This window comes from Pseudomonas putida (assembly GCF_016406145.1).
Taxonomy (GTDB): Bacteria; Pseudomonadota; Gammaproteobacteria; order Pseudomonadales; family Pseudomonadaceae; genus Aquipseudomonas; species Aquipseudomonas putida_E.
The window spans coordinates 5,508,798-5,524,581 of record NZ_CP066306.1; the positions used below are offsets into that span (position 1 = coordinate 5,508,798).

Below are 15,784 nucleotides of genomic sequence, written 5' to 3' on the forward strand. Positions count from 1 at the left end.
AGGCCCCGGAGCACACCATGACAACATCCGTTATCACCAGCGACACCCAAGCCCTGGCCATTGCCGAACAAGTCGCTCAGCAACTGCGGCGCGACAGCGCACTGCGGGACCGTGAACGCCGCCTGCCACACGCAGAGCTGGACCTGTTCAGCCAGTCCGGCCTATGGGCCATCAGCGTGCCCAAGGCATTCGGCGGCGCCGGTGTTTCCAACGTCACCCTCGCCAGGGTCATCGCCCGCATCGCCCAGGCCGACGCCTCACTTGGGCAGATCCCGCAGAACCACTTCTACGCCCTGGAAGTGCTGCGAGTGAACGGCAGCCCGCACCAACAGCAACGCCTCTACGCCGAAATCCTGGCCGGTCAACGCTTGGGCAACGCCCTGGCAGAGCTGGGCACCAAGACCGCCCATGACCGAACCACCCGCCTGTCCCGCGAAGGCGACGGCTACCGCATCAACGGCCGCAAGTTCTACGCCACGGGGGCCCTTTACGCACAGCGCATACCGACGTCGGTGATCGATGAGCACGGCGTGCAGCAACTGGCCTTCGTCCCGGCCGACAGCCGAGGATTGCAAGTGATCGACGACTGGAGCGGGTTCGGCCAACGCACCACAGGCAGTGGCTCGGTGGTGTTCGACAACGTGCGGGTCAGCGCTGAAGACGTGGTGCCCTTCCAATCGGCGTTCGAGCGCCCTACCCCGGTCGGCCCGCTGGCGCAGATTCTTCACGCCGCCATCGACACCGGGATCGCCCGCGCCGCTTATGAGGATGCCCTGCACTTCGTGCGCACGCGCAGCCGGCCATGGGTCGACTCCGGCCAAGACAAGGCCAGCGAAGATCCCCTGACGCTCAAAAGCTTCGGCCAACTTGCCATCCGCCTGCACGCCACCGAGGCCTTGCTCGAGCGCGCCGGCGAATTCCTCGACCGCGCCCAGGCCGACAGCAACGCCGATACCGTCGCCGCTGCCTCCATCGCCGTTGCACAAGCCCGTGCGATCAGCACCGAAATAGCCCTCGCCGCAGGCACTACGTTGTTCGAGCTGGCCGGCAGCCAGGCCACCTTGGCCGAGCACAACCTCGACCGCCACTGGCGCAACGCCCGCGTGCACACCTTGCACGACCCGGTGCGCTGGAAGTACCACGCCATCGGCAACTACTACCTCAACGATGAAAACCCACCGCGTCGGGGGACCATCTGATGGCCAGGCATATCCTGCTCAATGCCTTCAACATGAACTGCATCGGGCATATCAACCACGGCTTGTGGACGCATCCACGGGACACATCGACCCAATACACGTCCATCAGCTACTGGACAGATCTGGCGCGCCTGCTGGAGCGTGGGCTGTTCGACGGCCTGTTCATCGCCGATATCGTCGGCACCTACGACATCTACGGCAAGTCGTTGGACGTGACACTGAAGGAATCGATCCAGTTGCCGGTCAACGACCCGCTGCTGCTGGTGTCGGCCATGGCCGCCGTCACCCACAATCTTGGCTTCGGCCTTACCGCCAACCTTACTTACGAGGCGCCATACCTCTTCGCGCGGCGCCTCTCCACGCTCGATCACCTGAGTAATGGCCGGGTTGGCTGGAATATCGTCACCGGCTACCTGGACAGCGCCGCCCGGGCCATGGGCCTGGATCAGCAGCCGGAACACGACCGCAGGTACGACCAGGCCGATGAGTACCTGCAGGTGCTGTACAAGCTGCTCGAAGGCAGCTGGACCGACGATGCGGTGGTCGAAGACCGCACACGACGGGTGTATGCCGAGCCCGAAAAAGTGCGCAAGGTCCATCACCACGGCGAGTTCTACAAGGTCGAGGGCTACCACCTGTGCGAACCCTCACCGCAGCGCACCCCGGTATTGTTCCAGGCCGGCAGTTCGCCCCGCGGCCTGGCCTTCGCCGGTAACCACGCTGAATGCGTGTTCATCAGCGGCCAGGACAAAGCCGCCACCCGTGCCCAGGTCGACAAGGTACGCGCCGCGGCGCAGGCTGCCGGCCGCGACCCCCAGGGGGTCAAGGTGTTCATGGGCATTACCGTGATCGTCGCGCCCACTGAGCAGCAGGCCCAGGCCAAGTACGCCGAATACCTGCGCTATGCCAGCCCGGAAGCGGGTGTGGCCCACTTCGCCGCCTCGACCGGTATCGACTTTGCCGCCTATGGGCTGGATGAGCCGATTGGCGCCAGCACGGGCAACGCTATCCAGTCGGCCACCCGCCAGTTGCAGGAAAACACCTGGACCCGCCGCCGCCTGCTGGAACAGCACGCCTTGGGCGGGCGCTACCTGACCTTGGTCGGTGCGCCCGAAGAGGTCGCCGAACAGCTGATCGCCTGGGTCGACGAAACGGGCCTGGACGGCTTCAATCTGACCCGCACCGTCACCCCGGAAAGCTATGAGGACTTCATCGAACTTGTGGTCCCGCAGCTGCAACAGCGCGGCCGCTACAAGACCGCCTACGGCGAAGGCACCCTGCGCGAAAAACTGTTCCAGAGCGATCGCCCACACCTGCCCGCCGACCATCCAGGCTCTACCTATCGCCACACCTTTTTTACCCCTGCCACGACTGGAGTTGCGCATCATGCTTGAGAAACTGTTCCGGCCCGTCGCGGCCATTGCCCTGGCCTTCGGCCTGTGCGCAGGTGCATCCGCTGCCGAACCGCTGAAGATCGGCACCACTTCTGCCTTCGCCATCCCGCTGGAGGCGGCAGTGGAAGAAGCGCACAAGCAGGGTCTGGAGGTGAAACTGATCGAATTCAGTGACTGGATCGCACCCAATGTCAGCCTCAACAGCGGCGACATCGACGTGAACTACTTCCAGCACATCCCCTTCCTGGAAAACGCCAAGGCTGCAGCCGGCTTCAAGCTGGTGCCCTTCGCTCCCGGCATCATCAACAACGTCGGGCTCTATTCAAAGCAATACAAAAGCTTCGCTGAGCTGCCCGAAGGTGCCAGCGTGGCCATCGCCAATGATCCGATCAACAGTGGCCGCGGGCTGCAGTTGCTAGCCAAGGCCGGGCTGATCACGCTCAAATCGGGTGTCGGTTACAAAGCTACCGAGGACGATATCGTCGCCAACCCTAAGAAGCTGAAAATCCTGCAAGTAGAAGCCGTACAGTTGGTACGCGCCTACGACGACGCCGACCTGGTGCAGGGCTACCCGGCCTACATTCGCCTGGCCAACACCTTCGATGCCACCTCGGCGCTGCTGTTCGACGGCCTGGAAAACAAGGAGTACGTGATTCAGTTCGTCATACGCCCACAGAGCAAGGACGATCCGCGCCTGGCCAAGTTCGTCGACATCTACCAGCATTCACCTGCCGTGCGTGCAGCACTGGACAAGGCCCACGGCAACCTTTACCAAGCCGGCTGGGAAGGTTGAAATGAGGCAGGCCAGCGCCCTCAGGGCGCCATCCGTTCAAACCGCGCCGGCACCTGCGCGGGAGCAGGCCTTGCGCCTGGAGGTCAATGACGCGCATGTGCGCTTCATCGGCCTTGGCAAGACTTACCCGGGCCAGCAGCAGCCCGCGTTGCAGGGCATCGACCTGAATATTCGCCGTGGCGAGATCTTCGGCATCATCGGCCGCAGCGGCGCAGGTAAATCGTCACTGTTGCGCACCATCAATCGGCTGGAACAACCAAGCCAGGGGCGCGTGCTGATTGATCAGGTCGACATTGCTCCGTTCGACGAAGACCGCCTGGTGGCGCTGCGCCGCCGTATCGGCATGATCTTTCAGCACTTCAACCTGATGTCGGCCAAGACCGTATGGCAGAACGTCGAGCTGCCGCTGAAGGTGGCCGGCGTGGCCAAGGCCGAACGCCAGCACAAGGTCCGCGCGTTGCTGGAACTGGTGGGCCTGCAGGACAAACATCACGTCTATCCGGCACAACTGTCGGGTGGGCAGAAGCAGCGTGTGGGCATCGCCCGGGCCCTGGTGCATGACCCCGAAATTCTATTGTGTGACGAGGCCACCTCGGCGCTGGACCCGGAGACCACGGCATCTATCCTCGAACTGCTGCGCGACATCAACCAGCGTCTGGGCCTCACGGTGGTGCTGATCACCCACGAAATGGCCGTCATCCGCGACATCTGCCATCGCGTGGTGGTGCTGGAACGCGGCGAAGTCATCGAACAGGGCGACGTCTGGCGGGTATTCGGCACACCCCGCCATGAGGTCACCCGCACCTTGCTCGCGCCCTTGCAGGCCAAGCTGCCTGCAGCCTTGCAGGCAAGCCTGCGAGCCAGCCCGGCAGGTCGCGACGCCGCCGTCGTGCTCAAGCTCACAGTGCTTGGCGAGCCGGCGCTGTCCGACCTGTTCAGCGCCCTGGGTGGACGCGTGCGCCTGCTGCAGGGCGGGGTCGAAACCATCGGCGAGCACGCCCTTGGGCAACTGATCCTGTCGGTACAAGGCTCCCCGCACGACACCCATCATTTGCTCGAACATGCCCGCCACTGGGCCGAAGATGTGGAGGTATTGGGCCATGTGGTTTGACCGCTTGCTTGAAGGCTTGCTCGACACCCTGCTGATGGTCGGCGTGTCGTCTTTGATCGCCCTGCTGGTGGGCGTGCCAATGGCCGTGCTGCTGGTGACCAGTGATAAAGGCGGCATTTTCGAGGCGCCCCTGCTGAACCGGGTGCTGAGCGCCTTCGTCAACCTGTTCCGTTCAATCCCGTTTCTGATCCTGATGGTCGCACTGATCCCGTTCACCCGCCTGCTGGTCGGCACCACCTATGGTGTGTGGGCCGCCGTGGTGCCGCTGACCATCGCCGCTACGCCGTTCTTCGCACGGATTGCCGAGGTGAGCCTGCGCGAAGTGGACCACGGCCTGGTGGAGGCGGCTCAGGCCATGGGGTGTCGACGTTGGCACATCGTCTGGCATGTATTGCTGCCCGAAGCACTGCCAGGGATCGTCGGCGGTTTCACCATTACCCTGGTGACGCTGATCAACTCCTCCGCCATGGCTGGGGCGATCGGTGCGGGTGGGTTGGGGGATATTGCCTATCGGTATGGGTATCAACGCTTCGACAGCCAGATCATGCTGACGGTGATTGCCATGCTGGTGGCGCTGGTGGCGGTGATTCAGGTGGGTGGGGACCGGTTGGCGAAAGGGTTGAACAAGCGCTGAACCAAGGGCCGCTTCGCGCCCTACTCAGCTCCAACGCAAACCCTCAGCCGGCACGGGCCGCCCGAACCAGTAGCCCTGCCCCAGCTGGCACTGCTGCTCCAGCAGGAACCTGGCCTGCTCAGGCTGCTCGATGCCTTCGGCGTGCACCTGCATGCCCATGCTCCGGGCCAGGGCGATGATCACCCGCACGATCGCGACGTCGTCGTCATCCATCGGCAAGCCGGCGACGAAGCCCTGGTCGATCTTCAGCTTCTGCACCGGCAGGCGCTTTAGCCGCAGCAACGACGAGTAGCCGGTGCCAAAGTCATCGATTGCCAGGTTCAAGCCCAGCTCACGTAACCGGTGCAACTGCTCCAGCGCGACTTCGGGATCTTCCATGACCGCACTCTCGGTCACCTCCACCTCCAGCAGCGAAGGATCCAGACCGGTTTCGTGCAACACCCCGGCCACTTGCCGGTACAGCTCACGCTGGCCGAACAACCGGCTGGAGATGTTCACCGCAACGAACTCGAGCAGGCGCCCGTCAGCCTGCCAACTGACCATCTGGCGGCACGCCTCGCGCAACACCCAGGCATCGATGTCGGCAATCAGCCCGGTACGCTCGGCGATAGGGATGAATTCGCTTGGCGGCACCAAGCCACGTTGCGGGTGTTGCCAACGCACCAGTGCCTCCACCCCGACCATCTTCGAGGTGAACAGGTGGAACACCGGCTGATAGAACACCCGTAGCTCGTCTTGCGCCAGCGCACGGCGCAGCTCGCCTGCCGTTTCCACCCGGTGCTGGGCGTGCGCCGTCAGCTCTTCGGTGTACAGCGCGTAACAGGCGCGGCCATTGTGCTTGGCCTTGAACAGCGCCGAGTCAGCGTTGCGCAGTAGCTGTTCTGCGCTCAATGCATCGCTGGGGAACAGGCTGATGCCAACGCTGACGCTGATGAACAGCCGATGCCCGTCGAAATCGAACGGTTCACGCATGCGTTCGATGAGCGCCTGTGCCAGTTTGCCGGCCTGGCCGACCTGCTGGCAGTTCTCCGCCAGCACACCAAACTCGTCACCACCCAGGCGCGCCAAAGTCACGCCATTGCCCACTACCTCGGCCAAACGCTCGCCTACCAGCTTGAGCAGCTGATCACCGATGGTGTGGCCCAACCCGTCGTTGATGCTCTGAAAATGGTCCAGGTCAAGCAGCAACAAAGCACATCCACGCTTGTTGGCCTGTGCCGACGCCAGTGCCTGCTCGGCCCGGTCGCTGAACAATAGACGGTTGGGCAAACCGGTAAGGGGGTCGTGGTGGGCCAGATAGGCCAATTCCTGCTCGGTATGCTTGATCGCGCTGATGTCGCTGAATACCGCAACATAATGGGTCATCTCGCCGCCATCATCGTGAATGGCACGGATCGTCTGCCATTGCGGGTAGATTTCACCGCTCTTGCGCCGGTTCCATATCTCCCCGCTCCACTCGCCCTTCTCTGCCAGGGTGGCATAAATCTGCTGGTAGAACGGCACGTCGTGCCGGCCCGACTTGAACTTGCTCGGGCGCTGGCCAAGCACTTCATCCTGCTGGTAGCCGGTGATCCGCATGAACGCGCGGTTGACGTGCACGATCAGCCCCTGGCGGTCAGTGACCAGCACGCCCTCCAGGGTGCTGTCGAACACGGCTGCGGCCATACGCAGGCGGGCGCGGTCCTCGCTGCGAAGACGTGCGCCGACACCGATGAAATTGAGCAGACGGGCACGAGTAAAGAAAATCAGCGCCGCACTGGAGAGCACCCAAAGGACAACATTGATCTGCCGCCCTACGGCCAAGGCCAGGGGGTCTTCAGACATGCTGCGCAAAACCACCTCTGACAGCACCAGCCAGAGGATCGAGAGCACCAGATATAGCGCGGCCATGCGCAAGGCGTCGCGAACGGAAACAGACATGTCGGCAACAAAAGTCCATGAAAAATGATGGGGCATTATAGAGGCAGAAACATGCCGTGACGTCCTATCTGAAAGGGTGACTGGTTTTATTTCCCTACCAAGGGATAATCAGCTCTTTCCCTGTGTCTTCGAGGGCTTTTACACCTATGTGGTATTACGGTCTGCTCGACTTGTCGGCCTGGCAACTGGTTGGCGTTACCCTGCTGATGACTCACGTGACCATCATCAGCGTCACCATTTATCTGCACCGCTACTCCGCCCACCGTGCCCTGGAGCTCAATGGCGCGCTCAAGCACTTCTTCCGCTTCTGGCTGTGGCTGACCACGGCGCAGAACACCCGCGAGTGGACAGCAGTGCACCGCAAGCACCACGCCAAGTGCGAAACCCCGGACGACCCGCACAGCCCGGTACACAAAGGCCTGGGCACGGTGCTGCGCAAAGGGGCCGAACTCTATAGGGAAGAGGCACTCAACCCCGAAACCCTGCGCATCTATGGCAAAAACTGCCCGGATGACTGGATCGAGCGCAACCTCTACTCACGCTACAAACATGGCGGTATCGCCGTGATGGCGGTGCTCGACCTGCTGCTGTTCGGCTCCATCGGCATCACCATCTGGGCGGTGCAGATGATGTGGATTCCGTTCTGGGCTGCGGGTGTGGTCAACGGCTTGGGCCATGCGGTGGGCTACCGCAACTTCGAATGCCGCGACGCTGCTACCAACCTGGTGCCATGGGGCATCGTCATCGGCGGCGAAGAACTGCACAACAATCACCACACCTACCCCAACTCGGCCAAACTGTCGGTCAAACGCTGGGAGTTCGATGCGGGCTGGGCCTGGATACGCCTGTTGTGCCTGCTGCGCCTGGCCAAAGTACAACGAGTGGCACCTATCGCCCACCGCGTCGAAGGCAAGGCCAACCTGGACATGGACACCACCATGGCCATCCTCAACAACCGCTTCCAGATCATGGCCCAATACCGCAAGCTGGTGATCGGCCCGTTGGTCAAACAGGAACTGGCCAAGGTCGACGCCTCGGTACGCCATCGCTTCCGCCGGGCCAAACGCCTGCTGTCGCGGGAACCCAGCCTGCTCGAAGAGCGCCACCATGTGCGCATCGAGTCCCTGCTTGAGCAGAGCCAGGCACTCAAGACCATCTATGAAAAACGCTTGGCCTTGCAGCAGATCTGGGCCCGCACCAGCGCCAATGGTCACGACATGCTGGCCGCCATGAAAGACTGGGTACACGAAGCAGAGGCCAGTGGCATTCACGCCCTGCACGACTTTGCAGCGCAGCTTAAAACCTACTCCCTGCGCCCGAACGGCGCCTGAGCACCGTTGATCGGCACGCCCCGCAACGGGGCGTGCCCGCTGGAACTTCCCCTCTGCAAAACTACTCAAAGCCGGCACATCGCCCGCGTGGCGGGCCGGTCTTTGGCCGCACGCTTATCCGTCGAGAGCCGCTCCGTGCACATGGCCAAGAACATCCATTCAACGCTGCCCGGCAATTCAGCTCCCGAGGCAGCCCAAACCCTGCTGGCCTTGCTGCATGCCCAAGGCGAAGTGGCTCGCCTGAGCGAACGTGAACAGCTCTACAGCTCGTTGCTCGACAGCGTCAACGCGGTGCTCTGGGCGTTCGACTGGGAAACACGCCAGGTGCTCTACGTCAGCCCCGCCTACGAACGCATCTTCGGCCGCCCCACGAGCCTGGTATTGGCGGACTTCAACGAGTGGCGCGACAGCATCTACCCCGATGACCTGGAATACGCCGAACGTAGCCTGGCCCAGGTGCTGATCAAAGGCGCGGTTGAAGACCGCGAGTACCGCATTCTCAATGCAAACGGCCAGGTGCGCTGGCTCAGTGACAAGTGCTACATCAACCAGCAGCAGGAAGGTGACCGGGTGATAATCGTCGGCATTGCCGAAGACATCACCGACAAGAAGCAGCTTGAAGGCGAGCTGCATCGCTTGGCCACCACGGACGTGCTGACCCAGAGCAGCAACCGCCGGCACTTTTTCGAATGTGCAGGCCAAGCCTTCGACAGTGCACGCGAAGACGGCACACCATTGGCATTCCTGCTGCTGGACATCGATGACTTCAAGCAGATCAACGACAGCTACGGCCATCAGGAAGGCGATCAGGTGCTGCAACGCATTGCCGACAGCGGCAAGGCAGTGCTGCGCCGCGGTGACCTGTTCGGGCGTATTGGTGGCGAGGAATTTGCCGCGGTGTTCCCCGGCTGCAATGCACAGGTTGCCGAGCAGATTGCCGAGCGCCTGCAGCGCGAGATTCAGCGGCTGAGCTTCAGCCATGGCGAGCAGGTGTATGGAGTGACGGTAAGCCAGGGGCTGACCGGGCTCACGGCCGAGGATGACTCACTGGACAGCCTCTTCGCTAGGGCTGATGCGGCAATGTACCGGGCCAAGCGGCAGGGCAAGAATCAGATAGTGCGGGGCTGAGCCATGGGGTGGGCACAGCGGCCCCAAAAAACTCAGGTCGGCACCTCTTCTTCCGGCACAGGCGGCTCTTCATCCTGCGGCTTTACCCCAGGGTCCTGCACCTTGCGCAACCGGCTCAACTGCGCCAACCCAACCTTGAGCAAGCGCGCGGTCTTGTTGTCGGCCACCTTCTCCAGCCCCTGGTCCGCCGGCAGTCTTGCCAGTTGCCCTGCCAGGTTCATGGCCAGGATCTCCCGCGAATACACGCCACCGCCCAACTGATAGATTGCCGCGATCAGCTCACGCAGGCCCAGCGGCAAGCGCCAACGGGTTCGCAGTGCCGAGCCGAATGCTGCACCGAAGTCGCGCAGTGACGCCTGCACCAAGCCATCATGCAGTTCACCACCGGCCAGCCGCCATTCCTGCAGGCAGCGCAGCACCGCAAGGTCACCCAGGCAGTGCAACAGCCCGGCGCAGTAACAAAGCTCTTCGTCGAGCTCGAGCATGCGCGCCAGCGAACGAGCGTATTCGGCGGTATGCAGCGACAGGTTCCAGAAATGCGCCGCCTGCTGCGCCAGCAGCGGGTCGCTAAGGCGGGCGCTGCGCTTGAGGGCAAGGCCAAGAATCAGGTTCATGCTCTGCGTGCTGCCAAGCTTGTTCAGCGCCTGCAGCAAGGTCTGCACCGGCGCGTCCCGGTGCAGCGCAGCACTGTTGGCCGCAGCGATCAGTACGGCAGTAACCTGCGGATCGTTGCGCACTTCCTCTTCAAGCACCTTGAGGTCCAGCCCCTGCGGGTTCAGCGCGCGCTTGATCGCCACCTGCACATCAGCAAACAGTGGCCCGCCATCGGCGGTGGCGCGGCGCTGCTCAAGGAAGGCCGGCAGGCTCGCCCCTGGCTGCAACGGTGGCACCGGGCAGGCGATCTGCTCACCCACTTCAAGCAGCAGCTCTTCCAGGCGCTTGCGCAGGTTGTCCATGTTCAGTGGCTTGCTCAGGTAAGCCGTGGGGTGCAGCGGCAGCGCCTCACGCACGCTGGCACTGTCACTGCGGTTACTCATGAGAATGAACGGCAACCCCGGCCCCTTGGCGCGCACCTTGCGCAACAGGTCCAGGCCATCGACACCTGCCAGCTCACGGGCGGCGATGATCAGATCAGGCTTGCTGGCCAATGCCGTGAGCGCTTGTGAGCCATCGGCGCACACCTGCAGCCGGGCATCACAGCGCACGCTGAGCAGCATCTCACGCAGCATGTCGCGCACCCAGGGATCGCCCTCGGCAATCAGTACGCAAGGTGGGGTGGGGTCTGCAGCGTTCATGGCCAACTCCTGAATATCCCTGACACGCAATCCGTTGCAGCTTCCAAAGCAAATCCTGCCACAACCATAGCGCCAAGGGCCTTTAATAGGCACAAAAAAAACCCGCCTAAGCGGGTTTTTTCATGAAGCGTGTCACATCAGGCCAGTTCAGCGAAGCACTCTTCGATGATGGCCAGGCCCTTGTCGAGCAGCTCATCTTCGGCGGTCAGCGGAACCAGGATACGCAGAACGTTGCCGTAGGTGCCGCAAGACAGCAGGATCAGGCCCTTGTCACGGGCTTTGGCAACCACTTGGGCAACCGCAGCGGCGTTCGGGGTGTGGGTGCCTTTTTCGAAGACTTCCACAGCGATCATCGAGCCCAGACCACGGACGTCGCCAATGATCGGGTGCTTTTCCTGGATCTTGCGCAGGCCAGCGGTCAGGTGCTCACCTACTGCCTTGCTGCGGTCCAGCAGCTTCTCTTCTTCGAACACCTGGATGACGGCCAGAGCCGCAGCACAGGCGATCGGCGAACCGGCGTAAGTACCGCCCAGGCCGCCCGGAGCGATGGCGTCCATGATCTCGGCCTTGCCGCAAACACCGGCCAGCGGGAAGCCGCCAGCAATGGATTTGGCGAAGGTGGTCAGGTCCGGCGCGACGCCCATCTGTTCCATGGCGAAGAAGGTGCCGGTCCGGCCCGCACCAGTCTGTACTTCGTCGGCGATCAGCAGAATGCCGTGCTGGTCGCACAGGGCGCGCAGGCGCTTCATCAGCTCTTTAGGCGCTGGCAGGAAGCCGCCTTCGCCCTGTACCGGCTCGAGGATGATCGCAGCGATGTCGCGCGGCTCGGCGTCGTTCTTGAAGATGCGCTCGACCGAAGCGATGGCATCGTCAACGCTGACACCGTGCAGTTCGCTCGGGAACAGGGCGCGGAAGATGCCGCCCGGCATCAGGCCCATGCCTGCGGAGTACGGCACAACCTTGCCGGTCAGGCCCAGGGTCATCATGGTGCGGCCGTGGTAGCCGCCGGTGAAGGCGATTACACCAGCACGGCCAGTGGCGGCACGGGCGATTTTCACGGCGTTCTCAACGGCTTCGGAGCCGGTGGAAACCAGCAGGGTCTTCTTGTCGAAGTCACCTGGGACCAGCTTGTTGATCTTCTCGCACAGCTCTACGTAAGGCTCGTAAGCCAGTACCTGGAAGCAGGTGTGGCTGACTTTGGTCAGCTGCTCTTGAACAGCGGCAACCACTTTGGGGTGCAGGTGGCCGGTGTTCAGAACTGCGATGCCGCCGGCGAAGTCGATCAGTTCGCGGCCTTCAACGTCGATCACGGTCGAGTTCTTCGCGCTTTCGACGAAGATCGGGTGAATCTGGCCTACGCCACGTGGGACGGCGGCTACACGACGTTGCATCAAGGATTCGTTGGTCTTGCTCATAATGCCCTCATTTGCGCCGATCAGCGGCGCTTTTATTCGGGGGTGGCTGGGAGTGCTCGCGAACAGTATTCGTTGATCGACTGCCGTGAACGCCCTGGCCACCAGGTACTGCGATGTCAAAAAAGCCAGCGAGACGTCGCTCTCGCGCCCCGCTGGCAGAGGTAAAGCCTTCAGCGCATCAGACGCTGATGCACAGGTACTTGATTTCGAGGTAGTCCTCGATGCCGTACTTGGAGCCTTCACGGCCCAGGCCCGAAGCCTTGATGCCGCCGAACGGCGCGACTTCGTTGGAGATCAGGCCGGTGTTGATACCCACCATGCCGTATTCCAGCGCCTCGGCAACGCGGAACACACGGCTCATGTCGCGGGCATAGAAGTACGAGGCCAGGCCGAACTCGGTGTCGTTGGACATGGCGATGACTTCAGCCTCGTCCTTGAAGCGGAACAGCGGCGCCAGCGGGCCGAAGGTCTCTTCCTTGGCGACGGCAGCCGTCTTCGGCACGTCGACCAGGATGGTCGGCTCGAAGAAGTTGCCTTCGATCAGCTTGCCACCGGACAGCACCTTGGCACCTTTGGAGACGGCGTCCTCGATGTGTTCCTGAACCTTGGCGACGGCCTTGCCGTCGATCAGCGGGCCAGTGGTGGTGCCGTCTTCCAGGCCGTTACCGATCTTCAGTTTGGCAACAGCGGCTTTGAGCTTCTCGGCGAAGGCATCGTAGACGCCGTCCTGCACATAGATACGGTTGGCGCAAACGCAAGTCTGGCCGTTGTTGCGGTACTTGGAGATGATCGCGCCTTCTACCGCCTTATCCAGGTCGGCATCGTCGAACACGATGAATGGGGCGTTGCCACCCAGCTCCAGGGAAACCTTCTTGATGTCCTTGGCACATTCTTCCATCAACTGGCGACCGATTTCGGTCGAGCCGGTGAAGGACAGTTTGCGCACCAGGGAGTTGCCGGTCAGCTCGCCGCCAACTTCGCCAGCGCTGCCGGTCACCACGCTCAGCACGCCAGCCGGGATGCCGGCACGGGTAGCCAGCTCGACCAGGGCCAGGGCAGAGTACGGGGTTTGCGAAGCAGGCTTGAGCACCATGGTGCAGCCAGCGGCCAGGGCCGGGCCGGCTTTACGGGTGATCATCGCCGCCGGGAAGTTCCACGGCGTGATGGCCGCGGTAACGCCGATCGGCTGCTTGATGACGATCAGGCGCTTGTCAGGCTGGTGGCCCGGGATGGTATCACCGTAGACGCGCTTGGCTTCTTCGGCGAACCACTCGATGAACGAGGCTGCGTAGGCGATTTCGCCCTTGGCTTCGGCCAGTGGCTTGCCTTGTTCGGTGGTCATCAGGCGAGCCAGGTCGTCCTGGTTCTCGATCATCAGTTCGAACCAGCGACGCAGCTTGTTCGAGCGCTCTTTGGCGGTCAGTGCACGCCAGGCCGGCAGGGCCTTGTCGGCAGCTTCGATGGCGCGGCGGGTTTCCGCAGTACCCATCTTCGGCACGGTACCGATGACTTCACCTGTGGCCGGGTTGGTCACATTGATGGTCTGGCCGCTGTCCGCATCCAGCCATTCACCGTTGATGAAGGCTTGCTGGCGGAACAACTGAGCGTCTTTGAGCTGCATGTCGGCTTCCCGAATTGTTGATTGTTGAAAAGCGCCCAAGGCAGGGCATCGAGCGTTTGAAATCTCAAACGAATGCTAAGCGGCTGCTGGGGTATAGGACAATAGGCTGTTCGAAAAAAAGAACGAATGGTTGCACAGGCCAGTGATGCTTCTGGATGAGTGGTTCAGCAACCGGCCTTGCCGCCGCCAAAGCCAGTACAGGTTAGACGAATGAACTGAAGGAAATGTGAAGGGAGGACCGACGGCCCTCCCGGCGGGAATTATCAGAAGGCCTTGGCCAGGTCGATCACCAGTGCGCGGTACCCGACGCTACCCGGCTGACGGCTATGCACCTTCAGCTCCACCAGTACCTCCTGGCTCCCGCGGCGCACCTCATTTAGCACCGTGGTGGTGAGCTTCTCGGGGGTGAGGAAATCAACCGATGCCGAGTAGATGAACTGGGTATCGGTTTCAGGACGGTAAGCGACCACCGACGTCACGGGACTGTACCACTCGTCGCCGCGCTCCTTGCCGTACTCCCAGACCTGTTCGACCGTGCCCTTGGCCTCGTCGATTCTGTACTCCACCGCACGGCTGTAGTTGCCGGTAAGCTTGGTCGGCGCAAAATCACGCCCCCAGCCATTGTCGAAGACAGTCAGCGTGCCTTTGCCGGTCAGCCAGGCAGTGTGCTGGGTCCACGACCAATCGAAGCCCTCACCGGCGACAGGCTTGAGTACCTTATCCTGCAGCCGCTGCGGCCAGCCCTGCGGCGAAGCCAGAATCCACTTCACCTCCTTGTCACGGCCGATTTTCACCACGCCCTGATGGCGCGCTGAAACGATGATGCTGTCGTCATCGGCATCGTAGTCGATGGCATTGACGTGCGCCCAGTTGCGTCCTGTGCCCACCCCAGGGGTGTCACCGAACGGAAGGTCCCCTTCGGCGAGTTCATTGGCCAGGCGGTCGTCCTGCTTCTGTACCCCTTCCGGCAGTTGAATGGCGGCCTTGCCCAAGGTCTCCAGCAGGTCGCCACGGTAAGGGTCGAGAATCTGGTTCAGGTCCCAGAACTCCAGAACATCCCCGGCTTCGTTGACCTCGATGATGTGGTCTCGGATCGAGCGCACCCGTTTGCCATCAGGCCGGCGGTAGTCGCTGGTACCGACGCGCAGCAGGTAGGTACCGTTAGTCGTTTCGCGGATTTCGTGGGAGAAGTCGGCGAACTTGTCCGGCAGGCTACGCTGCCAGATGCGCCGGCCCAGCAGGTCGTACTTGGAGTAGGTCTGGCCTTGGCCCCAAATCAGCTTGCCGTCCCGGGTCTGCTGGAAGCCCATGGTGCCACCCAGGCCGTCGCGGCGGTTGGAATCATGGATCTGTTCTATGTCCAGATACCAACGCACATCGCCGTTGCTGTCGGCGATCCAGTTGTTGCCAACCTGGTCCCACTCGGCGGCACCACCCAGGCCATTCCACTTGAAGGCGCGACCACCGGGAATGTCGCCGAGCAAGTGGTTGAACAGGTAAAGACGGTTTGCAAAGCCCGGGGCAACTTTGACTGGCTCGACTTCCGGCAATGCGGCGGTCTGCTTGGCCACCACCGGCAGGCGCACTGCCGGGGCGTAGATCTGGTAGCGCTCACGAATGCGCTCACCGTCGAGCTTGTATGTTACTTCCACCTGGTTCACATGATCCGGGTACAACCCGAACACCGGGATGCCCCCGTAAGTCCACAGCGAACGGTCGGAAACCTCATAGGCGATATCCACACCACGTTCACCGCGGCCCAGCACGCGAACATGGGCAGCGGTCAGGGTGCGCCCGCCATCGCGGACGATCGCGGTCAGCGGCGCCAGGCGATACGGGTTGACCACCACATCGCCGAGCAGCGCTTCATCACGCTGCGGCACCTGGGCAGTCAGGCAGGCGCCCTCGGGCAGTGCGGGGGTTTCGGTCTTGGCGTTCATGGC

The 15,784-nt window shown here is 62.4% G+C and carries 12 protein-coding genes; 7 read left to right on the forward strand and 5 right to left on the reverse strand.

Annotated features, from left to right (window positions below):
* Window positions 1-17 precede the first annotated feature (17 nt).
* The 5 genes from JET17_RS25450 to JET17_RS25470 are packed head-to-tail and all read left to right on the forward strand — an operon-like array spanning window position 18 to window position 5,131.
* Entirely contained in the window at window positions 18-1,199 is a 1,182-nt protein-coding gene (locus JET17_RS25450) for an SfnB family sulfur acquisition oxidoreductase (RefSeq protein WP_012316745.1), read from the forward strand.
* Window positions 1,199-2,593 (forward strand): LLM class flavin-dependent oxidoreductase, encoded by a 1,395-nt coding sequence (locus JET17_RS25455; RefSeq protein ID WP_012316746.1) that lies wholly within the window; start codon window positions 1,199-1,201, stop codon window positions 2,591-2,593. The genes JET17_RS25450 and JET17_RS25455 overlap by 1 nt, the downstream gene beginning before the upstream one ends.
* On the forward strand, window positions 2,586-3,386 hold the full coding sequence (locus JET17_RS25460) for a MetQ/NlpA family ABC transporter substrate-binding protein (RefSeq protein WP_012316747.1): 801 nt from the start codon (window positions 2,586-2,588) through the stop codon (window positions 3,384-3,386). The genes JET17_RS25455 and JET17_RS25460 overlap by 8 nt, the downstream gene beginning before the upstream one ends.
* A 1-nt stretch (window position 3,387) precedes the next feature.
* Window positions 3,388-4,497 (forward strand): methionine ABC transporter ATP-binding protein, encoded by a 1,110-nt coding sequence (locus JET17_RS25465; protein ID WP_012316748.1) that lies wholly within the window; start codon window positions 3,388-3,390, stop codon window positions 4,495-4,497.
* Entirely contained in the window at window positions 4,487-5,131 is a 645-nt protein-coding gene (locus tag JET17_RS25470; RefSeq protein WP_012316749.1) for a methionine ABC transporter permease, read from the forward strand. The genes JET17_RS25465 and JET17_RS25470 overlap by 11 nt, the downstream gene beginning before the upstream one ends.
* A gap of 24 nt (window positions 5,132-5,155) precedes the next feature.
* Here JET17_RS25470 and dibA read toward each other — a convergent pair whose 3' ends face one another.
* The gene (gene dibA / locus JET17_RS25475; protein ID WP_012316750.1) at window positions 5,156-7,051 is read right to left on the reverse strand and encodes a phosphodiesterase DibA; all 1,896 of its coding nucleotides are present in this window, start codon (window positions 7,049-7,051) and stop codon (window positions 5,156-5,158) included.
* Between the two features lie 146 nt (window positions 7,052-7,197).
* Between dibA and desA the strand changes: the two genes are divergently transcribed.
* Both desA and JET17_RS25485 read left to right on the forward strand, forming a co-directional pair.
* Entirely contained in the window at window positions 7,198-8,382 is a 1,185-nt protein-coding gene (desA, locus tag JET17_RS25480) for a delta-9 fatty acid desaturase DesA (protein WP_012316751.1), read from the forward strand.
* Window positions 8,383-8,523: 141 nt separating this feature from the next.
* Entirely contained in the window at window positions 8,524-9,510 is a 987-nt protein-coding gene (locus JET17_RS25485) for a GGDEF domain-containing protein (RefSeq protein ID WP_012316752.1), read from the forward strand.
* A gap of 32 nt (window positions 9,511-9,542) precedes the next feature.
* On the opposite strand, the gene JET17_RS25490 is transcribed toward JET17_RS25485, so the two are convergent.
* The 4 genes from JET17_RS25490 to JET17_RS25505 form a co-directional block, all read right to left on the reverse strand.
* Complete coding sequence (locus tag JET17_RS25490; RefSeq protein WP_012316753.1) at window positions 9,543-10,805, reverse strand: response regulator; 1,263 nt, start codon at window positions 10,803-10,805, stop codon at window positions 9,543-9,545.
* 137 nt (window positions 10,806-10,942) lie between these two features.
* Complete coding sequence (gabT, locus tag JET17_RS25495) at window positions 10,943-12,220, reverse strand: 4-aminobutyrate--2-oxoglutarate transaminase (RefSeq protein ID WP_012316754.1); 1,278 nt, start codon at window positions 12,218-12,220, stop codon at window positions 10,943-10,945.
* A gap of 178 nt (window positions 12,221-12,398) precedes the next feature.
* Window positions 12,399-13,841, reverse strand: coding sequence for an NADP-dependent succinate-semialdehyde dehydrogenase (gene gabD, locus JET17_RS25500; RefSeq protein WP_012316755.1), 1,443 nt, complete (start codon window positions 13,839-13,841; stop codon window positions 12,399-12,401).
* A gap of 263 nt (window positions 13,842-14,104) precedes the next feature.
* The gene (locus JET17_RS25505) at window positions 14,105-15,781 is read right to left on the reverse strand and encodes an aryl-sulfate sulfotransferase (RefSeq protein WP_012316756.1); all 1,677 of its coding nucleotides are present in this window, start codon (window positions 15,779-15,781) and stop codon (window positions 14,105-14,107) included.
* Between the last annotated feature and the right edge of the window lie 3 nt (window positions 15,782-15,784).